Below are 23283 nucleotides of genomic sequence, written 5' to 3'. Positions count from 1 at the left end.
ATAACAAGATAAGGACAGCCTCTTTAAGACTGTCCCTGTGTATGGTTAGTATATTAAGATTCAGACCCTGGCATTTTCCAAGCTTCATCTGCTATTGGGAACCATGGTCTTGGCATCCATTTTGGTCTTCTAAGTCCGCCCGGTCCTGGTGCTGGTCTTGTTAATTGATCTCTCCAAGCTTTGTAAACTTCAAATGTTTTTTGAATATCCACAAATACATCACCTATTCTATCCTCTGGACCTGCTTTTTCTATTAATACCTTTTTGTGCCAGCAGTGCATACCGCTTATTGGGTCTGGATTCGCAGGGAATACAGCGTTTTGGAATACTCCCGTTGTTCCTTTCCACCAGATTAATTCTGTATCTTTGTTAAATTCTGGAAACTGCCATGATTCAAATGGTTTTACACCCTCTTTTGTTCTTACAAAATATTTAGAGCCTTCATTTTTAATATCAACAAGCACAGAACCTAATCTCATTACACCGAGCGGATGTTTAAATCCATCTATTTTTACTTCGTTTACGAGTCTCCATCTTCCGTTGTGGTGAGAACATGCAACAACACCAGGTCTTGTTGCTTGAGTTAGTGTTGCCATTGCTACAAAGTATCCTGTTTTAATGCCTGTTAATGTATCCACAACCCAAACTTTTACAGCATCTCCTCTGTTGATTCCAAGTCTTTTAGCATCTTTTTCATAAATCCATAATGGGTTATGGTTTTGTCCTATTTCCATCAACCACTTTGCGTTAATACTTCTTGTGTGGATTAAGTATGGAAGTCTGTAAATTGGGTTTAATACAAATGCATTCTCTTCTGTAATGTAGTCATGGTGCACGTGGGTAACGATATGAATCATCTTTTGTCTTTGTTCTTTATTTTTTGGATAGTATAAAACTGCATACTCTGGCCATTTCCAATCTTTTAGCGTTGGTGAGTAAAATTCTATGTGTCCGGAAGGAGTATGGAATCCTTGGAGAATTTTTCCATCCTTGTATACGCCGATTGTATGCTTCTTACCTTCTTCCTCTGCATAAACAATACCAAGCTCTTCATCTATCTTAATAGCAGATTTTGGAATTTCTTTCCCTGCATATTTGTAAACACCTTTTTCTTGGTCATAAGGCAACGGTCTTTCCATCACATAGTAGATGTTTGTCTCTTCCGTCCAAGCTCCTCTATCTCTCATATATTCATATGGAGTTATGCCAAGCTGTTTGCAAACTTCAGAAAGCTTAGGAAGTTTTGAGAACGCTGCATTGTAATACTCTTCAATTGTAACCGGCTTTCCTGGATTTTGTTTTGATTCCCAGTATTTTCTTATTCCAAGGCTTCCGTCTGGGTCTATTGCAAAGGCAAGATTGATGAAAAATTCATTTTCTTCCCAAATTTCACCAAGTCCTACTTTTTTGTGTGCTTCTAATGTAGCTTTCGCCGGGTCGTTTGGCTTCCATCCCATTTTCATTAGCGCAACTCTTAAAACCGGCTGTCTAAATCCTGTCCATCTTTCAGGTTTTGTTTCTGAGGAATGCTGGTCATGTCTTTCTCCGGCTAATCCCATTGGAAGTATATAATCACAGTAGAATGCTGTTTCAGCCCAGGTTGGAGACATATAAACTGTTAAACCAAATTTATTTTCATCTTTTAATGCTTCTACCCATCTAAACCCATCTGGGTTAATCCATACAGCGTTATAGATTCTTCCAAACCATACTTCTACCTTATCTGGTATCTTTAATCCTTTTTCTTGCCATTTCTTTCTCCACTCATCATCCATCAAAAGATGTGGATATATAAAGCTAAGCTCATAAGCAGACAACGGCCATTCTGGCGGCCAGTGTAATTCATTCCAAGCTTTAACTGGGTCTGGTTTGTCTGCCATGCATGCATCACCGCCTTTATCACCGACATCTATAAGATGCCAGTGGTGCCATCCTGTACCACCAACAGACCCAATAGAACCGGTAAACGTTAAAAGCATATTCATAGCTCTACCTACAACCCAACCACCTCTGTTTCCAGCCGCAGGACCTCTCCATTGGTAATTTGTAATAGCATTTCCAGCGTAAACTACCATTTCATAGAGTTTATCAATCATTTCAACAGGTATTCTACATTCTTGTGAAGCCCATTCAAACGTGTAATCTTTATACATATCTTTTAAAAGCTCTATAAAATCATCGAAGGTTTCGCCTTTTGGAAGTTCGGAAATGTATCCATTTTCTTTAAGATAATTTAGATACTCTTTATCTTTCATTAACTGTTTCCAGTTTGTCCATCTTTCTACAAATTTTCTATCGAATTTATCTTCCTGGATTAGTCTGTTTAAAATTGCTAAGTATAATGCTGCTTCTGTACCAGGCCATGCAGGAATCCAAAGGTCAGCCATTCCGGCAGAGTTAGAAAGCCTTGGGTCAACAACTACCAACTTAGCTCCTTTAGCTCTTGCATCTGCTATGTATCCGGCATGCTGTTGGTAATAGTGTCCCGCATCTGCTGCGTGAGATGAGTTTAATAGAACTAATTTAGAATTAGCAAAATCTGGCGATGTTCTGTCATCACCTACGCAAATAATACCACCAAATCTTCCGTTAGCAGAGCATACATTTGTGTGGGAATTTCTGCCATCAACACCCCAAGACCAAACAACCCTTTTGACGTTAAAACTCACTTCGTTAGGTCTTCCAACCTGATAGTTGATCTGCTTTTTAGAAATCTCATCACCTTTTAGTAAGACTTCTCTCATCTTTTTGCCGATTGTTTCAAGAGCTTCTTCCCAAGTTGTTCTTACCCATTTGTTTTCTCCTCTTTTACTACCAGGAGCTCTTTTTAACGGGAATGGTATTCTGTCTGGGTCGTACATCTGAGCTAATGCAGCATAACCTTTTGCACAGTTTCTACCTCTTGAACCTGAATGGAATGGATTACCCATAAATTTTCTTACTACCATGGATTCTTTATCTATCCAGGCTGTTAAACCACAAGCAGCTTCACAGTTATTACAAACAGTAGGAACTATCATATAATCAATAAGCTTAACACCATCTCTTAACGCACCGCCTTCTTTTTTCCAGTAATCACCTGCTGGCTCTTTCCAGCTGTTCCATTTTTCAAACGGTGGGTAGTAATCTAAATGCATAGGCTCAAATGTTAGTGCTTCATTGTTTGCAACTTTATTATCTGCATCTACTTTTTGAAAGATACCTTTTGTTAAAGCTACTCCACCAACTGCTGCCGCTGTTCCTTTTATAAAATTTCTTCTTGATAATTTCATCATTTCTTAATCCCTCCGTAATTTATTAGCTTAAAGGAAGCATTTGAGGAGCTAAAAGCCAGCTATGCTTTATAAGCCAAAGTCCTATCAAAGCTAAAATTGAGCCTAAGGTTAGGTACTCATACTTTCTCTTTTCTGTAGCTACTCCTACTAATATTATTGGAATGATAAACGTAAGGAACATTCCAAGCCAGAACATAGGAGCAAGTTCACCAAAAGCTAAAATCTCAACCGCTCTATGAGAAAATTCTGAGTGCATTCTTGCAAATAAAAGCTCTCCAATATATCCTGCCGAAGATAAAAACGCTGAGCCTATAAAAATAAAGCTTAATTCTCTCTTAATATCTTCCATTTGGACGTTGAATATTTGCATAAGGAGTAGATAAGCTGCAGAGCCGGCTAAAACAGCAGATAATAGCATTTGGAACAACTCTACAGGAAATACCCAAAGCTCTCTTGCTGTTGCTTCTCCCATAATTCCGGCTGTGTAAATAGTTGAGAAAAAGGCAAGGATAAATCCCGGTATTGCGATTTTATCAAACAATTTTCTGTTTCCTGTAATCCATGACCAGAAAGATAAAAGTAAAACTATAACAAACGCAGAAACCACCCAAGCACCAAGTGTAACTGCTGATGTAAAATGGGCAAATACAAAGATTTTCCAGAATCTAAACATGTGGTGTAAGTCTAAAACCGTTACTAAAAGTGTTATCGCTATGAATATTAATCCAAGAATTGGTAGCCATTTTCTAAAAAATGCATCTTTTTCTGGATATTTTCTAATGAAGTATAATCCTACTAAAAAAGAGCCTGTTGCTATACTTTTAGCCCACATATTGGTTGAAACAAGCCATCCCCAAACAACCTTTGGTAATGCAACATCAAAAGTTACTTCTGCTCCCAACATGATTAATGCCCTCCTATATGGTCTAAGAATTTAACTTCTGTAAATAAAGTGTACCCTTCAGGTCTTTCAGAAGCTAATGGGTCAAGTGCAACAGTTGAACCTCTAACGTAGAAATGTTTTGGTTTTGTGTTTAACTCCGGCTTTCTTACCATTACATCTCTGTGTTCTTTTAGGTACTTAGAGATTTCACTTTCTGGGTCGTCAAGGTCTCCAAAGATATTTGCATGAGTTGGACATGCAACTACGCAAGCAGGCATCATGCCAACTTCTATTCTATGGGCGCAGTATGTACATTTATCAGCTGAGTTTGTTATTGGATCTATATATATAGCGTTGTAAGGACATGCCATCATACAAGAAGCACAACCGATACATCTGTTATGGTCTACGTTAACTATACCGTTTGGTAAATAGTGTAAAGCACTAACAGGGCAGATTCTTTCACATGGAGCGTTTTCGCAGTGATTACATCTTAGAGGTACGAAATGTCTTTTTACATAAGGAAATTCGCCTTGGTCAATGTATTTAACTCTTAGTCTCCAGCTGTGAAGTGGAACATCATTTTCAGCTTTACAAGAGACCGCACACGCCATGCATCCCATACATCTGCTTAAATCAACTAAAAATCCAAGTCTCATAACAGACCTCCATTTTGATTTGCTTTTATTTTATTACCCTTACTTATTATTTTGCAAATACATATTAAAATTTGAATATTCTAATATTATAAGTCTGGTGAGAAATTTAATAAAAGCAGGAGATTCTTCGCTATTACTCAGAATGACACTGCCGGATGTTTACTTGTCATCCTGAAGCCGAAGGCTGAAGGATCTCCTCCTTAAATGTTTTTTTAAAAGAAAAAACAGGAGATTCTTCGCTTACGCTCAGAATGACATCTTAGGTTATCTTTCCTTTAACGTTTATCAATCACCCTTTCGCTGTCATCCTGAGGACTTTAGTCCGAAGGATCTCCTTTTTAAATTCTATAAAAACCGCTAGTTTCTCACCAAAAGTATTAAATTCTCTTATATCTGCAAATTTATTCCCTTAATTATCCATCCTCTCACTTATTCACTTTAAAAAACCCCGGGAGTATCCCGGGATTGAAAACTTTATAAACAACCTTTAAAGAATCCAGGTTTTGGTTTAGGAGAGATTTTATACTCTTGAACTTCTAAGACTGGCAAATCACCTTCTTTAGAAACAATTTTTCCCTTTGCGTCAATGTTTCCACCAAAACCTTCGTCCAATTCAAAGTAGTAAACGTTCTTTGGAGCAATTGCATAAAACGTGTTTTCTGTTACGTCATAAATAACATATCCAGATTGAGCAGCCTCTGCTGGTGGACAGCTTGATAAAAGCTCAAAGCTGCCTGTTTGTTTTGCTTTTTCTGCACAAGATTTTGCAGTAATAACAGCACTTGAAAGGTCTACATCTTCGCCTACTTCTTCCGCATTAACAATTCCAAAAGACAATATGCCAGCTGATAATATTGATAAAATCATCTTTTTCATAATACAACCTCCTAAATCACTTTAAAGTCTTTAAATAAGCAACGATGTCGGCAACATCTTTCTCAGACAGATGTGCAAATGGAGGCATTTTAGACTGTAATTTTCCTTTATCGCCCTTGATATACCATGTGTACATGTCGTTGTTAGGATATGCTCCATTTTTATCTCTTTCAGCTGATTTGTTGTAATGTCTGTTTATGTTTAGATTTTTAATCACAACATCATTAGGGTTTATTATTGATTCTTTCAAGTATGCAGGGTTTGAATATCCGCCAATCTTAGATAAGTTTGGTGCTAAGCCTTCCGGTGCTGTTTTTTGGTCTGCATATCTATGACAACCATTACAGCCATTTTGAGCCATCAACTCTTTTCCTCTTGCTGGGTCTCCAATTTCTCCATATCCCCATGAAATGTATTTTACATAACTTGGGTCAGCTTTAAACTTATCAATCTTTATAAACTTCCAAGAAGAAATTTTCTTATTTCCATCCCTGTTTAAACTGTTTCCATCATAAACTGCAAAAGCAGCAGGAACCATGCCGGATGCAAGGTTTAAATCTGGAGTTTTTAATGGTTTTACGATTACAGCAGTCCATTCTTTTTTAGAATCATCATACTGCATTGTAAAGTTGTAGCCTTTTTCTTCGATTTCCGTCATTGTTCCAAAACCTTCTGAGATGAAGGACTTTTTATATTCCTTTCCTTCAACAGCTTTCTTTAAATAAACCATTACAGGGTGGTTAGCATCTCCCATACCTACATAAGCCAAAGTTTTACCTTTACCATAAACGGTTGGAAATTCAACAGCCACACCGTCGCCGTATTTGTTAGTAGCTAAAGCAGGTTGAACAGATTTAGTCTCATCCTTCCATCTAATTAATATTCCTATTTCGTTTTGATTATAACCTACTGCAACTTCCGCTTCTACAGGTTGCTCTTTTTCAACTATTCCATTAGCATTTTTATCATTTAAGCGAACTGAGTACTGTGGATATAAAATAACTCTCTTTGCTGGAGCAGAAGATAAAGTCTGAACGTCTAATTTTGATAGCTGCTTAGCCTCTAAAACATCATCATTAAAGTTGTCCGTCCCAGCGTTTGAAGATAGAACAAGTGCTGATATAGCAAACAATGTTAGCTTCTTTTTCATCAGTTTCCTCCTTCTTTATTTTAAGCGTTAATGTCCATGACCACCTTCTCTTGGAGGTAAAGGCAATACTTTTTCATGGAAAGTGTAATCTTTTATCTCAACTTTCTTAGTATTAGCACCTTGTAAGTATCTTTGGTCAATGACTTTAAAGAACTCTGTAGCTTTTAACTTTTTGTCAGCTGTTTGTTGATAGTAATTATTATCAAGTCTGAACATATCTCTATGTGAGTATGCGATAAGAATATCCATAAGCTCTGACTCTTCTCCTCTTGCTCTCTTTTCCATTTCTTTTCTTAGTGTTTCAAGAGCTTGATGAACTTCTTTTCCAAATAGTAATTCTAAGTATTCAATTGGTACTCTTCTTGAATTATCTATTGGAGCCATGTTGTCATCAAGTTTTGGAGGGTCAAACAATGGCGGAACGTAGTAAACGTTTGGCTGTGTTCCAAAGTCTGGTCTAAGAGGTAAAGCAACTTTATACTTATGAACAAGTTTATAAACTTGTCCTTCTTCGTCATCCAAAAAGCCTACAAATCTTATTCTACCTACGCATTGATGTGCACATGCTGGAGGTAAGCCTTTTTCAACCCTCGGGAAGCAGAATATACATTTTTCAGATTTAGATATCTTAGGGTTAAAATAAATCTTTTTATAAGGACAGCCTGCAATACAGTATCTGTATCCTTGACATCTTTCTAAGTCTACTAAAACAATACCGTCTTGCTCTCTTTTAAAAATTGCCTCTCTTGGACATGCAGCTAAACAGCCTGGATTAGAGCAGTGGTTACAAATTCTTGGAATGTAGAAGAAGTAAGAGTTGGGATACTCTCCACCGCCAACGTCTTCATCCCAGTTTGGTCCCCATTCTGGAGCTGTGTTAGGTTTTAGTAAATCACCATTGAAAAGTTCGTCGTGGTTGTAATCCCATGGTACGCCATAATCTAATACCATATCCGGGATAATTCCATCTCTTAAATTTCCTTCCTCGTCAAAACCACCGCCAGCTTCCATCCAGTTTCTTGGGTAGCCTGTACCAGGGTGTGTTTCAACGTTGTTCCAGTACATGTATTCTCTTCCATTTCTGTTTGTCCACTGTGTCTTACATGCTACTGTACAAGTTTGGCAACCAATACATTTATTTAAATCCATTACCATTGCAAGTTGTCTTTTTGACATCTATTTTACCTCCTTAAGCTTTTTCAACATCTACTGAAGTCTCATACGCATGTTGGTTTCCATCCCAGTTTCCACCAAACTTCAAGTGTCCCCAACCATCAGAAAGTTCAAGTAAGTTAAGCGGAGATGCTACTGTTTCGTTGTGCCCTTTTCTTCCTTTGTAGAAGAATGGTTCCCAACCATGCTCCAATATAATTGCATCTTTTGGACATGATGGATATACTTTTGCCATAGCATAAAACTCACCAAGGGAGTTAAACACTCTAACTTCATCACCATCTTTGATGCCTTTCTTCTTAGCAATCTCAGGATTTATCATTACATAAGGCTTTCCTCTTTGTAATCTAAGCAGTAAAGTAGATGTCTTATAAGTTGAGTGGATTGACCATCTTGCGTGTGGTGTCATGAGAACAAATGGGAATCTTCTTGGTCTGATAGGTTCTTTAGCGGTTGGAACGTTTGCTCCTTGCTGTATCCATAAATCATCATCTACGTAGTATGTAATTCTTCCGGACAATGTTTCAAATCTTTCATATAAGAAAAGGTTGTTTTCAAATACGTTGTATGGCTTATCTGGATAGAGTGGTGAAGATTTTCCAGCTTTTTCATTTAATACTAAATAACCGCCTCTTTTGAACATAGATTCAATAGTATTAGGCTTAAACTGGTCAGTATTTTCTAATGCTAACTCTACAGCATCTCTGTCGTTTCTTAACTGACCACCGATTGTGTATTCTTCAACTAATGTGTCAAGGTCTCTGTATCCTGTTTTAGAAAGTTGTGGGTCTGGAATTTTAATATATTTTTGGTCGCCTGTTTCTTTGTATTTTTTAGTCGCTATTTCTTGAATTTTCTCAACAATCATAGTACAAATTTCCCATTCAGACTTAGCTTCGCCAACTGGTTTTAAGTTTGCTGGAGGATGGGCAAGGTTTGCAAATCTATGATAACCTGGGTTTGTTCTTAGGTCCCAAACTTCATAGTGAGACTTTGCAGGAAGTAAAATGTCTGCATAGTTTGCAAAATCAGACATTCTAAAATCTACATAAGCAATAAATTTAGCCTTTTCAAAGAATGCCTTTTTATAAGAAGAACCTTTATTTCTTCTAAATCTGGCATCTGCAAAAAGTAAGAACGTTTCTACATCATTCCAGTAAGATTTACCATGTCCGATTCCTTTGTCGCCTTCAGACTTAGAAAGCATTTCATTCACTTGCTTTTTATACTCTTCCTTAGACATTCCCATAGATTCTTTGAATGTATCCTCTTCATAGAGCTTATCAAAGTCCTGCATCATATTTCCAAGAACAAATTCGCTTACAAAACCGGATGCGAATCTTTCTTTATACTTTCCTGCAAAACCAGAGATCTTAGCTAAACCAGATATAGACCACTCATTTTCCGAGTTAAATCCACCATAAGGTCCAAGCCTTCCACATAAAGGAGTAATAGAAGCAATAGCCCTTTGGGTTAACATACCATTAAAGTATTTACCGATTGTAAATCCCATAGATATAAACGCTACTTTTGGAAGAGCTATATCTCTTGCAAGCTGTTGAACGATTTTTGGATGAACGTTTGTTAATTTAAATGTTTTCTCAGCCGGGAATTTAGCTGCTTCTGCTTTAACCAATTCAAATACAGGTGTAACTTTTACCTTTGAACCGTCTTTTAACTTAACTTCATATACACCTTCTAACGCTGGGTCAATATCCCAACCTAAATCTTTTAGTCTCAATGTTTTAACTGGGTTTCCTTCAGAACCCGGCATGATTGTAAATTTACCGTTTTTAAGGTTATAAGCTAAGAAAACAGCATCTGCTTCAAATTCTTTTCCATGTGCTTTTTCTTCCATAACATGGAAGACTTCTTTATCAAACATTGGGTCGTTTGTGTCAATATCAGAAAGTCTTAATAGTTTTTTGTTATCTAATCTTACTAAGAATGGTAGATCTGTGAACACTTTTATAAAGTTTGGTTTGTAAAGCTTTTGTTGAATAATTTCGTTGATGATAGACATTGCTAAGAAACCATCGTATCCGGCTCTAACCGGCACCCATAAATCAGCTCCTTTTGCAGTAGCGTTAAAGTCTGGAGTGATAACGATTACTTTTCCACCGTTGTATTTTCCTTCCCATACCCAGTGAGCATCCGGAATTCTTGTTTTGTTAGGGTCCATACCCCACCAGATTTGAACGTTTGCAGTGTATACAAAATCGTAAGAAAATCCAATGTTTCCTTCGCCGTATACTAAGGAAACGCCAGGGAACATATCACCAACGTAAGAAGCTATGTAAGGTCTAACAGCACCAAGAAGTGTTCCAAGTCTTTTACCAGAAGCTGCTCTTGCCTCTGTAAGCATACCAGCACCAACGTGGATGTAGTTTCCAGCTGGTCCTTTTGTAAGCATAGTTTCATAAATTCTTGTTGCAACTTCTGTTATTGCTTCATCCCAAGATATTCTTTTCCACTTACCTTCTCCTCTCGCTCCGACTCTTTTCATTGGATAGAGAATTCTGTCTTTTTCATACATTACTTGAGAGTGTTGAACGCCTTTGTTACATCCCCTTGGGTTAGCATCAGGAATTTTTGGGTTGATTTGTGGATAGTTAGCAGCTTGGTTTTCTCTTGTAACTATACCGTTTTGAACCCATACATCCCAAGCACAGTTTCCTTGACAGTTTACGCAGTGATAAGCAGTACCATGCTCTTCTTTCTTTCCATAAGTATATGCAAACTCTCTTCTGTACATATTTTCAACAAAAGAGCCGTTTGGATAAGATGCTCTTGGGTCATCTACTACAACAGCTTTAGCTTTAGCAAAAGCCTCGCTTGACCCAAGACCTAAAGCTCCACCTGTTGCTGACATTACTTTTAAAAAGTCCCTTCTTGAGATCGCCATCTAAAAACCTCCTATGGTATTTTTATAAACAACCGCCACCGCCACCTGCTTTTGGTGGAGTGTATTCGCCAGATTCATCCGGTAATCCAGCATCCTGCCATGCCTTCATACCGCCGGCAAGATTTTGAACGTTTGTAAATTTAGATGCACATTTTTTAAATATCTCCTGATTTCCATCTGTAGAAACGATCACAGTGTAAACATACGGATTAATTCTTTTTAATGCTTCTTTTAGGTTTTCAGTTGTCATTTTAGATTCATCACAGTTTGGAAATGGTAATGCACCTGGTATTCTTGAGTCTTCATAGCCACCAACTTCATCGCTTGAAGTTAACTCTCTCACGTCTATAATTTGTACCTTAATTTTTGGATTTGAAAGTTTTTTATAAAGCTCTTCTGCGGTTATAGGTATTTGCTTTTTAAGTTCAACTTCTTTCTTACCAAGTGTAAAAAGAACGAATGCTAAAACTAAGATGACTACTATATATACGCTTCTTTCAATTTTAGGGTTCATTGCTGGTTGCCTCCGTTAGCAGGTTGTTGCTGACTTACTTGAGAAAGCTGTTTTTCTAAGTTATCAACTTTTCCTTTAACTCCAAAGGTTGCAACTATTAAAACTATAATTGCAATCCAAAATAAAAGTCTTTCTGTCATACTCATCTTTCTCACCTCTTAGTCGTATACTTCTTCTGATGCTTTTTTAGCTTCAATAAATCTTGACCATCTTCCCATGTAAATAAGGTTTGCTGTTAAGACTCCAACTATAAAGTAGGTTCCAGACATAACCATACTACCGATAGATAATGTAGGATATGCTGCTAAGAATGCTCCCGTTGTACATCCACCGCCGATTAACGCACCAATCGCCAAGAACATTCCAGCAAAGAAAACAAGGATCATTCTTACCCATGGCATAGGGGCAACTTGAGCAAAAGCTGGTGGAACCGGGTCAAACTTAAATTTACCGGAGATGATTGCAGCTAAAAATGCTCCTGGTAATACACCAATGATTAAACCTGCGTGCCAAATAATACCTTCTGTTACCTTAGGAACAACGTTTGATAATGGATGTCCAAGGGAATCTGCAACCCATCCAACTAAAGCAAGTAAAGCACCAGAAAATCCAAGATATTCGCCCTGAGCTGTAGCCCATGCAATTATAGAACCAGCCGCAACTCCACCTAATGCCCAATGCCACTCATCTTTTATAAGATTTAGACTAAATTTTTCTTGATAAAACTTTTTAGCCGGGTCTACATAATCAGCTATTAATGCAAAAATTAAGAATAACACACCCCATACAACAGCTAAAGGTCCATAAGATACACCTGAAACACCATATAATGTAAGGTCTTGTTTGTTTCCGAGAATACCAGCTTCAACCAATGATGGTTGTATTGCGTTGTAGATTAAAACGCCGATAATCAACCCGATGACACCCGCCGCAGATATAAACTTACCAGCTCCTACCCTCGCAACACAAGTTCCAGGACAAAAACCAGCAGAAGCCATAGCTATTCCAAACATAATACCACCGATAATATGAGCAACACCCATATATGGCATTATTCTTGGAATTAAATTTGTACTTTCTGCAAATCCAAGAATATCAGCTAATCCGTAAATGATAGAAGCGGTCGCTATCCCTGTAAAGGCAAACTTCATTATTTTTAAATCTCTAAGTAAAAGCATACCTTCAACTCTTGAATATCTAACCGCTCCTACTTTGAATAAAACGATACCAAAAAGCATTCCTGTTATTATTCCCATGATTAAATGATTTGAATGTTCCATGATACTAACCTCCTTGAAAAATATGTGAAGCCGGCGTAAAGCCGGCTTGATTGACTAATTATTGTTCGATTGGTAAAAATTTATCGTTACCCCATTCGTCCCAAGAACCAACGTAAACCTTAGCTTTTGGATATCCAGCTAATTTTAAAGCGGCATACACGAACGAACCTCTACCTAAACCTACGTGACAGTAAGAAATAACAGTTTTATCTGGAGTAATTCCAGCTCTTTCAAGTTGTTTTTTAATTTGGTCAACTGGCTTGAATAATGGTTTGTCAGGTTCACCGTTAGGGTTTCCTGCAACTTTTTTCCATTCGAAGAACTTAGCTCCAGGTATATGACCACCTCTTTCAACTTGTTTATGTTTTCCAGGGGCTTCTAATGCCTCTAACAATGTTTTTCCAGTGTATTCTTCAAATCTTCTTGCATCTAAAATAACGTAATTTGGGTCTTTTGAAGCTTTTAAAACTTCATCTTTTGTAGCAAGAATTTCTTTTCTTACTTTAACAGTAAACTTTCCAGGAGCTGGTTTTTTAGCTGGCCCTGTTTCTACTGGTAAGCCTTTTGCTTTCCAAGTAGCAAATCCACCATCTAACATTTGAACGTTGTCTACGCCGTATAAGTATAAGAAAAACCATACACCAGAAGCGTTTGGACCTTTACCATCGTCATAAGCTATAACGTGAGAGCTATTGCTGATACCAAGTTCGCTGATAACCTTTTGTGCATTTTTCTCGCACATTGGAAGACCACCACACTTTTTAATATCATCCAAGTAGTGAAGGTCGTGAGCAAATGCGTTAACAGACCCAGGAATATGACCCTGTGCGAATACTTTTGGGTCATCTCCGTTTACAAATACTGCCTTTCCAACCAAGTCTTTTGCTTGGTCTACAGAGATAAGTAAGTCAGCCGCTTTTGATGATGCTGACACTGCAAGTAAACCTGCTGCTGCGAGTGTTAAAACTTTTTTCATCTGAAAACCTCCTATAAAAATTAATAGTATTCAAATATTAATATCTCATTATTAGTGCTTGGTTGTCAAATACTAACCAAAACCTATTCTTTTGAAGTCTTGTTTATTATATAATCAAAAATCGTGCCAATTGTTAAGAAATTTTAATATTTAAATGCATAATCTTTCGTTTAATTAGTAAGTATTAACTTATTCAATTATTTGAATATAAGCATATTTAAAAATGAAAAATAACATTTCAAAATGAAATACACTCTTTTCTTTTATTAATACAAAATAAAACATTGTTTGAAAAATTTAGCTATAAGTTATGTAAGTTCGGTGAGTAAGTGAGAAAGTGAAAAAGTGAGAGTTGAGATTTTGACAAATTAATTAATATTCTTCGTTAAGATATCTAATAGGTCGGAGTGAGAAATTCAATAAAAAGGAGATTCTTCGCATAGCTTCAGATTGACGTTAATTTTTTCTCTGTCATCCAACAGCGAAGTGAAGGATCTCATGTTTTAAAAAAGTGAGGAAATGAGATTCTTCGCTATCGCTCAGAATGACAAATAAGGCTATCTTTTCTCTGATACTTATCATTCAACCTTTCGCTGTTATCCTGAGGACATAAGTCTTAAATTTCTCACCCAAGGTATTGTGAAAATGTTATAATAAATAAATTATTAGAGATTTAAAACAAAGGAGTTTTTACAGGAATGGAAGATATTAAAAAAGTTCCGATAGAAGAGGAAGTTAAAAGTGCTTATATAGATTATGCAATGTCGGTTATTGCTGGTAGGGCCATTCCGGATGTTAGAGATGGCTTAAAACCAGTTCAAAGAAGAATTTTATACTCTATGTATGAGCTGGGTTTACTTCCAAACAAACCATATAAAAAGTCTGCAAGAGTTGTAGGGGAAACACTTGGTAAATTCCATCCACATGGTGATGCGTCTGTTTATGATGCACTTGTAAGAATGGCACAAGATTTTACAATGAGATATCCGTTAATAGAAGGTCAAGGGAACTTTGGTTCAATAGACGGCGACCCGCCTGCTGCAATGCGTTATACAGAAGCAAGGTTAACAAAATTGGCTGTTGAAATGCTTGAAGATATAGATAAAAACACCGTTGATATGATGCCTAACTTTGATGCTTCATTAGAAGAGCCTACGGTATTACCTTCAAAATTTCCAAATTTAATATGTAATGGAACAACAGGTATTGCAGTAGGGCTTGCTACAAGCATTCCACCCCATAACTTTACAGAAGTGGCAGAAGCTTTAAAATACTTGGCAGAATTTCCGGATGCTACCATAGAAGAGCTGTTTAACTTTATAAAAGGACCGGATTTTCCAACAGGTGGAGTAATCACAAACACCAAAGAAGAGCTAATTGATATATACAAATCATCAAGAGGTTCAATAACAATAAAAGGTAAAGCAAGAATAGAAAAGCTGCCGGGGAACAGACAAAGGATAGTTATCTATGAAATTCCATACCAAGTTAACAAAGTTGAACTTATCAAAAAAATAGCGGAGCTTGTTAGAACAGGAAAAGAAAAAGGAATATCAGACCTAAGAGATGAATCAGACAGAACAGGAATTAGAATTGTAATAGAGTTAAAAAGAGATGCAGACGCTGAAAAAGTCTTGAAGAAACTATACAAAAGCACGCCTCTTGAAAAGAACTTTCCTGTAAATTTAACAGTGTTAGTAGATAAACAGCCAAGAGTATTGAATTTAAAAGAATTGCTTCAAGAATTTATAAAACACAGAATAGAAATTATAACAAGAAGGACGTTATTTGAATTAGAAAAAGCAGAAAACAGACTACATATTGTAGAAGGGCTGATTACAGCCTTAGAAAATGCAGATAAAGTTATTGAAATAGTTCGTTCATCCAAGGATACAGCACAAGCAAGACAGCTGCTTACATCACAATTTAACCTATCTGAAACACAGGCAAACGCTATTCTTGACATGAGATTATCAAGATTTACATCCTTAGAAACTCAAAAATTAAAAGATGAAAGCATAGAGTTAAAACAAAAAATAGAAAGATATAAACAAATTCTTTCAAGCGATAATGAGAAAATCAAAGTATTCATCGAAGAGACTGATGAGTTAGTTAGAAAATATGGAGACCAAAGAAAAACAACCATCGCAACAGAAAAAGAGCTTACATTTAAAGAACATTTCATGTTTGCCATTTTAAATACAGGAAGAATTGTTAATTATAAAGTAGAAGATGAAACTTCAAAAGCTGACATTTTACAAAGAATTATCAATAGCCTGTCAATATCTTTAACGGAAGGAGAAAAGATAGTCTCTATTCAAGAAGTAGAAGGGTCTAAACCGATTGCTTTCTTTACAAAAGATGGAAAAGCTTATTGGAGCTTAGTTATAGACCTTCCAAAGGGCGAAGATAAGCTAAATATTGAAGGTGAAATCGTTGGAACAGCTTATCAAGGAGAGGGTGAAGAAAACAGAGTATTTTTAATAACAAAGAAAGGTATTATCAAAAGAATGTCTGATGAAGATATATTCTATAAGTCACAAGGACACACGGTAATGCCGTTAAACGAAGGTGATGAGCTTGTAGTGGCAGTTGCAGATAGACATCCTTCCTACATTGGAATTTACACAAAAAATGCAGATTTACTCTTATTTGAAAGAAATGAAGTAAGAATTACAGGAGATAAGGCAAAAGGCGTAGAAGCTATTGATTTAGATGAAAATGATGAAGTAGCCGGAGCATTTTTCTTAAATGGTCATGAATATCTACTCATATCTACTTCTTTTGGTTATATGAAGCTTGTAGAAAAAACAGAGTTTCCAATCAAGAAAAGAGCACAAAAAGGTCTTTTGGCAGTAAAATTAAACAAAGACGATTATGTAGTCTCAATATTACCTGTTAATAAATCTGATGAAGTGTTGATTAATACAAAACATGGCAAACTCTTAAAGTTAAAAATTGATAAAGAAACAATACCTGTTGAAAAGAGAACATCCTTGGGTAAAAATTTATTTAAATTTGAAGCCGATAGAATTGTGAATGTGTTAAAACTTCCACTTTTTGAAGAAAGCAAAGAATGATAAGAGTTTTATATATACTTGGCATAATAATAGGACTTTATGCAATTTTTAACAATTTGCCATACATTTTTAACGTTAATTTTTCGGATCCGGGACTGGCTATTGCAAAAATTTTAGTTTCTCTATTTCCTGTAATAGCTGGCGGTGTTATTGTTTACGTTTCCGGATATAATCTGTATTTGAGTTTTAATAAGAAAGATGAAAGTGAAAAGGATGTGAAGTAAGAAGTTGATAAAATTTCTCATCGGTCACTAATCACTTTTCTCGTCATCGCGAACAAGGTATATTTTATAGGAAACTAATAGATAATAATACTTCTCGGTCCTTTTGGAATGGCATAATTTGAATCTTGCATTATTTAAGGATATTAGGAATATTACAAAGATATCTAAAACTATAGAGGGTCCTTTTAGACCCTCAAACTTTTTTTATTCTAAAATTTCAAGGACAGCTTTTTTATTTTCTTTTCTTGCAACTGAGGCTAAGATTACTCTCATCGCTCTTGCTGTTCTACCTTGTTTTCCGATAACTTTTCCAAGGTCTTCCGGAGCAACTTTTAATTCAATAACTGTTACTTTTTCCCCTTCAATTTCTTTTACTTCAACTTTTTCTGGATGGTCAACGATAGCTTTTGCCATCTGCTCAACGATTTCCGTAAGTTTGCTCATCTACATCCTCCTTATGCATTAGTATTTAATCCAAAAGCTTTGAGAATTTTTAGCGCTCTTTCAGAAGGCTGTGCACCTTTATTTATCCATTCCATAGCCTTTTTTACATTAATATTTCCAGTTTTTAATATTGGATCATAGGTCCCAATATACTCGATTGCTTTAGTTTCTCTTGGTTTTTTACTATCTACCACAATCATTCTGTAAACTGGATGCTTTTTTCTACCTGCTCTTGATAATCTTATTCTAACCAAAAAATAAACCTCCTTTTATAAGAATTTTAGTTAAAAATTATATCATATATTTCTACTTTAAATGAAAATTTCATTTTAAAGTAAACAAGGGCTGTAAAAATAAACTACTATTTGACATTTAACATGAACATTTTGCAGCTAAAGTAAAGAATCTCAGTATTTTCGGAACTTTTCAGTCGACATATAATCTGAGAGTGCTGCGAAAATTTTTGCAAGTTTACCTTTTCTTGTCCATCCTGAGGCTGTAAAGCCGAAGGATCTCCTCTTATGAAAAGGTGAAAAAGTGAGTAAGTGAATAAGTGAGAGAAAAAAGAAGAGATTCTTCGCTCAGAATGACGATTTTAATTTTTGCAAGCATTCCCATATAATCTTATTACTCTTCGTAAATATCTATTTCTAAATCTTTAATCTTCTTGGAGATTGTGTTTCTGTGAAGCCCCAAATATTTAGATGCTAAAGATATATTCCCCTCTGTAAACTTTAATGTTTCTTTTATCAATATATACTCTGCTTCTTCTATTAGTTTTATATAAATGTTTTTTCTTTTTCTTGTGAGTAGTTTTCTTACTTCAGTTAAAAATCCGCTTCTCCAATCTCCTGTTTGCTCTTCTTCTCCTTTTATGTTTGCCGGCAGTAGGTCTGGTGTGATTGGTCTTTCTCTGTACATTGCAATAAGCTTAAATACAAGATTTTTTAATTCCCTAACATTACCAGGCCAAGAGTAGTTTACTAAAAATTTGATTGATTCTTGCGTAAATCCACCAGATTTTAGGTTATATCTTTCTAATGCTTGTTTGGTAAAAAGCTCAACGAGTTCTGGTATATCTTCCTTCCTTTCTCTAAGTGGTGGAAGTTTAATCTCAATTACAGAAAGTCTATAAAATAAGTCTTCTCTAAATTTTCCTTCTGCTACAAGTTTAATTAAATCTTTGTTGGTTGCCGCAATTACTCTGACATCAATTTTATAAGATTTTTTACTTCCTATTGGCGTAATTTCCATCTCTTGTAATACTCTTAAAAGCTTAGCTTGTGCTTCTAATGGCATCTCTCCGATTTCATCTAAAAAGATTGTTCCGCCGTTTGCCTGCAGGAATTTTCCTTCTTTGCTTTTATCAGCTCCTGTGAAAGCTCCTTTTTCGTAGCCAAACAGTTCACTTTCTATAAGTCCTATTGGAATAGATGCCATGTTTAAAGCTATAAAAGATTTGTCAGCTCTGTTTGAATGTTTATGAATAAGATTTGCTATTACTTCTTTACCTGTTCCACTTTCTCCGCTTATTATTACCGGGTCGTTAGAAACAGCAGCTCTACCAACAAGCTTAAAAATTTCTCTCATTGCAGGACTTTTTCCGACAATCTCTTGTGATGGAACTTCTGAAACTACTTTTGCTTTTAAACACTCTTTTATCTCATTTATTACCTGCTTTATCCTTTCTATATCAAACGGTTTTGTGATGTAGTCATAGGCTCCATGCTTCATTGCTTCAATTAAATATTTATACTCGGAATGACCGGAGATGATTACAACGTACGGATGGTCTTCTAACGTGCTTATTTTTTTCAGCAGCTCAAGTCCATTAGAACCTTTTAAACCAATATCTAAAAATATAAAATCTGGTTTATACTGTGATATTACGTTTAAATCTTTTGGTGCTTCTTCAAATTCGTATGCTTCGACGTTTTCTTTATGTAAGATTCTTTTTAGTACATTTCTTGTGGTTTTTTCATCTTCAAAGATTAAAGCTTTTAGCATTTTTCCTCACTCAATGGGTAAGATTATTTCAAAGGTTGAATTGCCTATATATCTTAATATACCTTTATGCTGTTTTACAATTTTGTATGACCTTGCAAGTCCAACACCTGTTCCAAACTCTTTGGTTGTATAAAATGGAATAAAAAGTTTATCTAACATATCTTCAGGAATTCCTTGACCTGAGTCTTTTATCTTTATAAATATTTTATTCCTTTTTGGTGAGTAAATCTCATCAAAAGAAATTCCAGTCTCTACTTCTACCTTTCCTTCAAAATTGATAGCTTCAATAGCATTTTTTATAAGATTTTCTATAACATTTAACATTTGATTTTTATCTATTTTTATATCTGGCAAACTTGGGTCGTATGTTCTCACAAACTCAACTCGTGGATAAATTTTGCTAAATTTTGCTATTACATTATCTATCAGCTTATGTATGTTTTCTTTTGAGAGGTTTAGCTTTTCTGGTTTGTTTAAGTATGCTATTTGATTTATAAACTCTTCAATTCTTTTTATTTCATACAATATATCATCTAATAACTCCGTTTCTCCCGGATTGTCTTTTAGGTATTGGGTTGCTGCTTTTATTCCGGTGACAGGTCCTTTCATATCATGAAAAAGTTCTGAAAGCATTTTAGAAAAAGCGTATAAAGTTCCTTCTCTTTTTGATTCTTCTTCAAGCTTGTAAAATCTTGTAATATCTCTTAATAATAGTATGACTTTATCATTTTCATATGGAAAGATGTCAATCAAAAATTTGTACTCATCTATCTCTTTATATAGATTTTTAACCGGAATGCCTTCTTTTACATATTTTAAGTTGATAATATCTGATAAAAGCTTATTTAGCCTTCTGCCAAGAATAGACCGATAGTTTTCAAACTCTTGATTTGAGTATAAAATCTTTCCGCTAAAATCCAAAACTGTTATTGGCTCTAAGATGCTTTCTAAAATTTCCTTTTCAAACATTTAGCTCCTGGCATATATTTAAAATTTTAAGCACTGACTGACTGCTTTTTAACTCTTTGCCAGATTCTGCTATATTTCTTAATATAAAACCGATTGCTGTTTTATCTTTAATATTAACAGAAGTTATAAATCCAACCGGTTTGTCGTTTAGAAGTACTTTTTCATTTTCATTTAATATATTATCAAAGCTAAATTTTACCATAACTCTTGGTGGCTTACCTCTAAAATATACTCTCGCTATAGCTTCCTGTCCTACATAACATCCTTTGTTTAAGCTTATGGCATATTTCCAAATGTTAGTTTCAAGGGTAAGAACTTTTTCTATTAACTCTTTTCCAATTTTTGGAATACAGTTGTTTATTCTCAAATTTTCAAACTCTTCTTCATCTATTTTTAAATCTGTTGGTAGATTTGATTTAATAGATTCAAGATTTCCGAATATATCAAAGCCTTTTTGTCCTAATCTTAAAGGATTATTTGCTATGTAGATATCTCCTGATTTTAGATATTTAAATTTCTCTGGTGCTTCTTTAAATGTTTGTTGTATAAACTTTTCACTATCTTCTCCAAATATGTAGATATGTTCAAACTCTAAAACTTCAAAAAAGACTTGATAAGAAAGTTTTAGCTGTTTTAACTTGTTTAATACTTCATCTCTATCAAACTCAAAGTCAAGAATGTAGTTTTCGTTATCTTTAAAAACATAAAAATCCCAAATAGGAGAACCTTTATGGTCTAACATGAGGTTGTAATTGAATTCTTTGTCATTAAGCTGGGCTACATTGTTTGTTAAAATACCCTGTAAAAAAGCTGTATGCTCTTCTTTAATACCTTTAAGATTTAGTTTTGACTGTTTACCTTTAACCAAAATTTTGTTTCTTTTTAGCTTTATCCAATTCATATTTTTTCTCCTTTTTTGATATTATTCATTTAATATTGATGATAATCAATGATTTTTCTTATTATTTGTTTTTAAACTTACTTATGATTTATCTCGGTTAGTTGTTGCTAACCAATGTTTATAGGTGTATGATAAAATTATTAAATTTTTTAAAAAATTTGGAGGTTGTCATGGCAAAAATTGTAATTGCAGGAAGTGGATTTGCAGGACACTATGCAGCACTGATTTTAGCAGACAGACTAAAGGGTAATCACGAAATAACAGTGGTTACACCTAACGAAACATTCAATTACATTCCATCTCTAATTTGGGTTGGTGTTGGCCAAATGCCAGTTGAGAAAACACAATTTCCATTAAAGCCAGTTTACGACAAATTTGGAATTAAGTATGAAAGAGCATTTCTAACAGAAGTTCATCCAGATGATAACTATGTTATGATAAAGCCAGTTGGCTCTGAGCAAGAAAAAAAATTAAATTACGATTATCTTCTTGTTGCAACAGGTCCTAAGCTAAACTTTGATGCTACTCCAGGACTTGGTCCAGAAAAAGGCTATACATATTCTGTTTGTACACCTCCTCACGCTGTAGAAACTGCTAAAGCTTATTTAGAACTTGTAAAAAGATTAGAAAAAGGTGATAAAGCTAAAATCGTTATCGGAACAGGGCATGGCGGTTGTACTTGTCAGGGTGCAGGATTTGAGTTTATCACTAACGTTCATAATGACCTTGTTGATAGAGGATTAAGAGATAAAGTTGAACTAACATGGCTTTCTAATGAACCAAAGCTTGGAGACTTTGGAATTGACGGACTTGAAGCTAAAAAGGGTTCATTGATCTTTACTTCAGAAATGATGGCAGAAGGTATATTCTACGATTATGGAATCAAATACGAAATCAGAAGTCACGTTCATAAAGTTGATGAAAAGAAAATATACATTGAAAACTTAGACGGAGAGTTTAAAGAATTAGAATATGACTTTGCAATGCTCCTTCCACCATTTGCAGGACAGCCAATTAAATGGATAGATAAAGATGGTAATGATATAAAAGATAAGATGTGTAACCCGGCAGGATTTGTAAAAGTTGATGCTGTGTACGGAAAACCTTACGAAGAATTAGATGGTCCGGATTGGCCTAAAACATATCAAAATCCTATCTATAAAAACATTTTTGCAGCCGGTATTGCTTTCGCACCACCTGGACCTTTATCAAAACCAGGTAAATCCCCAAATGGAACAATAATAGCACCGGCTCCACCAAGAACAGGTTATACTGCGGAGTTATCCGGAAAAGCAGCAGCGTTAAACATTGTTGATATGATTGAAGGAAGAGAACCTCAAAATACAGCTTCAATGGCAGAAACACCGGGATTATGCGTTGCCTCTATGAAAAATGGAATCTTTGATGGCATGGCAGGAACGATTGCAATCTTTCCAGTTGCAAGAAATAGAGCTAAATACGGCGAATACGGTAGAGATTTAGATTTATGTGTTGCAGAACCAGGAAAAGCTGGAGCATGGTTTAAACTTGGCTTACATTATGCATTTTTATGGAAATTGCAAGGTAAGGCTTTCTGGAAATTAATACCTTAAAAAATCTTAAAAGGAGGAATTAAAAAATGGCTCAAGCAAAATTTAGATTTTCAGATTCAGATAGAAGAAAAATGCACTCTTTAATATCTCAGTTTTTTAGAGCTATAAGCTTAGCATTTCATTTTTTAAAGTTAGTTAAAGAAGCAGAGAAAGGATATAAAACTCACTAATAAATTTTGCCCCCATTTCAAATGGGGGCTTTTATATACTTACATCTAATCACTTATAAGACTTACATAATGTAAAAGTCCATCTTAAAATCTTTTGCAAATTGTGTATAGTCAATTCTTGAATTGTATATGTATGGTCGGTCTATAAACCGCTACAATACTCAACGCTTTTATTTACCTTACATACTTTTTTCTTATTACATAA

General features: G+C 35.2%; 20 protein-coding genes. 4 read left to right on the top strand and 16 right to left on the bottom strand.

Features of this window, described 5'->3' with window-relative positions; translation table 11 throughout:
• Window positions 1–53: 53 nt before the first annotated feature.
• The 11 genes from SYO3AOP1_RS06085 to SYO3AOP1_RS06040 all read right to left on the bottom strand — a co-directional run bounded on the left by SYO3AOP1_RS06085 (window position 54) and on the right by SYO3AOP1_RS06040 (window position 13691).
• Window positions 54–3275 carry a molybdopterin-dependent oxidoreductase gene (locus tag SYO3AOP1_RS06085; RefSeq protein ID WP_012459857.1) on the bottom strand — a complete coding sequence of 1074 codons (3222 nt, stop codon included), beginning with the start codon at window positions 3273–3275 and terminating at the stop codon, window positions 54–56.
• A 22-nt stretch (window positions 3276–3297) separates the two neighbouring features.
• Window positions 3298–4179, bottom strand: a complete 882-nt coding sequence (gene nrfD / locus SYO3AOP1_RS06080; protein ID WP_012459856.1) for an NrfD/PsrC family molybdoenzyme membrane anchor subunit — start codon at window positions 4177–4179, stop codon at window positions 3298–3300.
• Window positions 4180–4181: 2 nt separating this feature from the next.
• On the bottom strand, window positions 4182–4817 hold the full coding sequence (locus SYO3AOP1_RS06075; RefSeq protein ID WP_012459855.1) for a 4Fe-4S dicluster domain-containing protein: 636 nt from the start codon (window positions 4815–4817) through the stop codon (window positions 4182–4184).
• 474 nt (window positions 4818–5291) lie between these two features.
• Complete coding sequence (locus SYO3AOP1_RS06070) at window positions 5292–5693, bottom strand: hypothetical protein (RefSeq protein ID WP_012459854.1); 402 nt, start codon at window positions 5691–5693, stop codon at window positions 5292–5294.
• A 16-nt stretch (window positions 5694–5709) separates the two neighbouring features.
• Window positions 5710–6843, bottom strand: coding sequence for a c-type cytochrome (locus SYO3AOP1_RS06065; protein ID WP_012459853.1), 1134 nt, complete (start codon window positions 6841–6843; stop codon window positions 5710–5712).
• Window positions 6844–6870: 27 nt separating this feature from the next.
• Window positions 6871–8019 carry a 4Fe-4S dicluster domain-containing protein gene (locus tag SYO3AOP1_RS06060; protein WP_012459852.1) on the bottom strand — a complete coding sequence of 383 codons (1149 nt, stop codon included), beginning with the start codon at window positions 8017–8019 and terminating at the stop codon, window positions 6871–6873.
• Window positions 8020–8032: 13 nt separating this feature from the next.
• Complete coding sequence (locus SYO3AOP1_RS06055; RefSeq protein WP_012459851.1) at window positions 8033–10921, bottom strand: molybdopterin-dependent oxidoreductase; 2889 nt, start codon at window positions 10919–10921, stop codon at window positions 8033–8035.
• A gap of 22 nt (window positions 10922–10943) precedes the next feature.
• A complete protein-coding gene (locus SYO3AOP1_RS06050; protein WP_012459850.1) occupies window positions 10944–11435 on the bottom strand; it encodes a rhodanese-like domain-containing protein in 492 nt (163 codons plus the stop codon).
• On the bottom strand, window positions 11432–11581 hold the full coding sequence (locus tag SYO3AOP1_RS09440) for a hypothetical protein (protein WP_007547309.1): 150 nt from the start codon (window positions 11579–11581) through the stop codon (window positions 11432–11434). The genes SYO3AOP1_RS06050 and SYO3AOP1_RS09440 overlap by 4 nt, the downstream gene beginning before the upstream one ends.
• A gap of 12 nt (window positions 11582–11593) precedes the next feature.
• Window positions 11594–12715: a YeeE/YedE thiosulfate transporter family protein gene (locus SYO3AOP1_RS06045; protein ID WP_012459849.1), complete on the bottom strand. Its 1122-nt coding sequence runs from the start codon at window positions 12713–12715 to the stop codon at window positions 11594–11596.
• 58 nt (window positions 12716–12773) lie between these two features.
• A complete protein-coding gene (locus SYO3AOP1_RS06040; RefSeq protein ID WP_012459848.1) occupies window positions 12774–13691 on the bottom strand; it encodes a sulfurtransferase in 918 nt (305 codons plus the stop codon).
• Window positions 13692–14389: 698 nt separating this feature from the next.
• On the opposite strand from SYO3AOP1_RS06040, the gene SYO3AOP1_RS06035 reads away from it, so the two are divergent.
• The gene (locus tag SYO3AOP1_RS06035; protein ID WP_012459847.1) at window positions 14390–16771 is read left to right on the top strand and encodes a DNA topoisomerase (ATP-hydrolyzing); all 2382 of its coding nucleotides are present in this window, start codon (window positions 14390–14392) and stop codon (window positions 16769–16771) included.
• Window positions 16768–16995 (top strand): hypothetical protein, encoded by a 228-nt coding sequence (locus tag SYO3AOP1_RS06030; protein ID WP_012459846.1) that lies wholly within the window; start codon window positions 16768–16770, stop codon window positions 16993–16995. Before SYO3AOP1_RS06035 ends, SYO3AOP1_RS06030 begins: the two co-directional genes overlap by 4 nt.
• 204 nt (window positions 16996–17199) lie before the next feature.
• Here SYO3AOP1_RS06030 and SYO3AOP1_RS06025 read toward each other — a convergent pair whose 3' ends face one another.
• The 5 genes from SYO3AOP1_RS06025 to SYO3AOP1_RS06005 all read right to left on the bottom strand — a co-directional run bounded on the left by SYO3AOP1_RS06025 (window position 17200) and on the right by SYO3AOP1_RS06005 (window position 21316).
• The gene (locus SYO3AOP1_RS06025) at window positions 17200–17439 is read right to left on the bottom strand and encodes a KH domain-containing protein (protein ID WP_012459845.1); all 240 of its coding nucleotides are present in this window, start codon (window positions 17437–17439) and stop codon (window positions 17200–17202) included.
• An 11-nt stretch (window positions 17440–17450) separates the two neighbouring features.
• Window positions 17451–17693: a 30S ribosomal protein S16 gene (gene rpsP, locus SYO3AOP1_RS06020; RefSeq protein WP_012459844.1), complete on the bottom strand. Its 243-nt coding sequence runs from the start codon at window positions 17691–17693 to the stop codon at window positions 17451–17453.
• Window positions 17694–18066: 373 nt separating this feature from the next.
• A complete protein-coding gene (locus SYO3AOP1_RS06015) occupies window positions 18067–19446 on the bottom strand; it encodes a sigma-54 dependent transcriptional regulator (protein ID WP_012459843.1) in 1380 nt (459 codons plus the stop codon).
• A 6-nt stretch (window positions 19447–19452) separates the two neighbouring features.
• Window positions 19453–20415 carry an ATP-binding protein gene (locus SYO3AOP1_RS06010; protein ID WP_012459842.1) on the bottom strand — a complete coding sequence of 321 codons (963 nt, stop codon included), beginning with the start codon at window positions 20413–20415 and terminating at the stop codon, window positions 19453–19455.
• Window positions 20408–21316 (bottom strand): folate-binding protein, encoded by a 909-nt coding sequence (locus SYO3AOP1_RS06005; protein WP_012459841.1) that lies wholly within the window; start codon window positions 21314–21316, stop codon window positions 20408–20410. Before SYO3AOP1_RS06005 ends, SYO3AOP1_RS06010 begins: the two co-directional genes overlap by 8 nt.
• 170 nt (window positions 21317–21486) lie before the next feature.
• On the opposite strand from SYO3AOP1_RS06005, the gene SYO3AOP1_RS06000 reads away from it, so the two are divergent.
• Both SYO3AOP1_RS06000 and SYO3AOP1_RS09435 read left to right on the top strand, forming a co-directional pair.
• Window positions 21487–22908 (top strand): FAD-dependent oxidoreductase, encoded by a 1422-nt coding sequence (locus tag SYO3AOP1_RS06000; protein ID WP_012459840.1) that lies wholly within the window; start codon window positions 21487–21489, stop codon window positions 22906–22908.
• Between the two features lie 26 nt (window positions 22909–22934).
• Complete coding sequence (locus tag SYO3AOP1_RS09435; RefSeq protein ID WP_012459839.1) at window positions 22935–23078, top strand: hypothetical protein; 144 nt, start codon at window positions 22935–22937, stop codon at window positions 23076–23078.
• The last annotated feature ends 205 nt before the right edge of the window (window positions 23079–23283 follow it).

It is taken from the genome of Sulfurihydrogenibium sp. YO3AOP1, from assembly GCF_000020325.1.
Lineage (GTDB): Bacteria > Aquificota > Aquificia > Aquificales > Hydrogenothermaceae > Sulfurihydrogenibium.
Note: the sequence above shows the minus strand (reverse complement) of the source record. Positions and strands in the feature narration are given on the sequence as shown.

Coding starts and splice junctions, on each gene's coding strand:
- SYO3AOP1_RS06030 (WP_012459846.1), top strand. CDS start 16,768: ATGATAAGAGTTTTATATATACTTGGCATAATAATAGGACTTTATGCA.
- SYO3AOP1_RS09435 (WP_012459839.1), top strand. CDS start 22,935: ATGGCTCAAGCAAAATTTAGATTTTCAGATTCAGATAGAAGAAAAATG.
- SYO3AOP1_RS06040 (WP_012459848.1), bottom strand. CDS start 13,691: ATGAAAAAAGTTTTAACACTCGCAGCAGCAGGTTTACTTGCAGTGTCA.
- SYO3AOP1_RS06050 (WP_012459850.1), bottom strand. CDS start 11,435: ATGAACCCTAAAATTGAAAGAAGCGTATATATAGTAGTCATCTTAGTT.
- SYO3AOP1_RS06015 (WP_012459843.1), bottom strand. CDS start 19,446: ATGCTAAAAGCTTTAATCTTTGAAGATGAAAAAACCACAAGAAATGTA.
- SYO3AOP1_RS06035 (WP_012459847.1), top strand. CDS start 14,390: ATGGAAGATATTAAAAAAGTTCCGATAGAAGAGGAAGTTAAAAGTGCT.
- SYO3AOP1_RS06005 (WP_012459841.1), bottom strand. CDS start 21,316: ATGAATTGGATAAAGCTAAAAAGAAACAAAATTTTGGTTAAAGGTAAA.
- SYO3AOP1_RS06075 (WP_012459855.1), bottom strand. CDS start 4,817: ATGAGACTTGGATTTTTAGTTGATTTAAGCAGATGTATGGGATGCATG.
- SYO3AOP1_RS06060 (WP_012459852.1), bottom strand. CDS start 8,019: ATGTCAAAAAGACAACTTGCAATGGTAATGGATTTAAATAAATGTATT.
- SYO3AOP1_RS06065 (WP_012459853.1), bottom strand. CDS start 6,843: ATGAAAAAGAAGCTAACATTGTTTGCTATATCAGCACTTGTTCTATCT.
- SYO3AOP1_RS06045 (WP_012459849.1), bottom strand. CDS start 12,715: ATGGAACATTCAAATCATTTAATCATGGGAATAATAACAGGAATGCTT.
- SYO3AOP1_RS06070 (WP_012459854.1), bottom strand. CDS start 5,693: ATGAAAAAGATGATTTTATCAATATTATCAGCTGGCATATTGTCTTTT.
- SYO3AOP1_RS06085 (WP_012459857.1), bottom strand. CDS start 3,275: ATGATGAAATTATCAAGAAGAAATTTTATAAAAGGAACAGCGGCAGCA.
- SYO3AOP1_RS09440 (WP_007547309.1), bottom strand. CDS start 11,581: ATGAGTATGACAGAAAGACTTTTATTTTGGATTGCAATTATAGTTTTA.
- SYO3AOP1_RS06025 (WP_012459845.1), bottom strand. CDS start 17,439: ATGAGCAAACTTACGGAAATCGTTGAGCAGATGGCAAAAGCTATCGTT.
- SYO3AOP1_RS06010 (WP_012459842.1), bottom strand. CDS start 20,415: ATGTTTGAAAAGGAAATTTTAGAAAGCATCTTAGAGCCAATAACAGTT.
- nrfD (WP_012459856.1), bottom strand. CDS start 4,179: ATGTTGGGAGCAGAAGTAACTTTTGATGTTGCATTACCAAAGGTTGTT.
- SYO3AOP1_RS06000 (WP_012459840.1), top strand. CDS start 21,487: ATGGCAAAAATTGTAATTGCAGGAAGTGGATTTGCAGGACACTATGCA.
- SYO3AOP1_RS06055 (WP_012459851.1), bottom strand. CDS start 10,921: ATGGCGATCTCAAGAAGGGACTTTTTAAAAGTAATGTCAGCAACAGGT.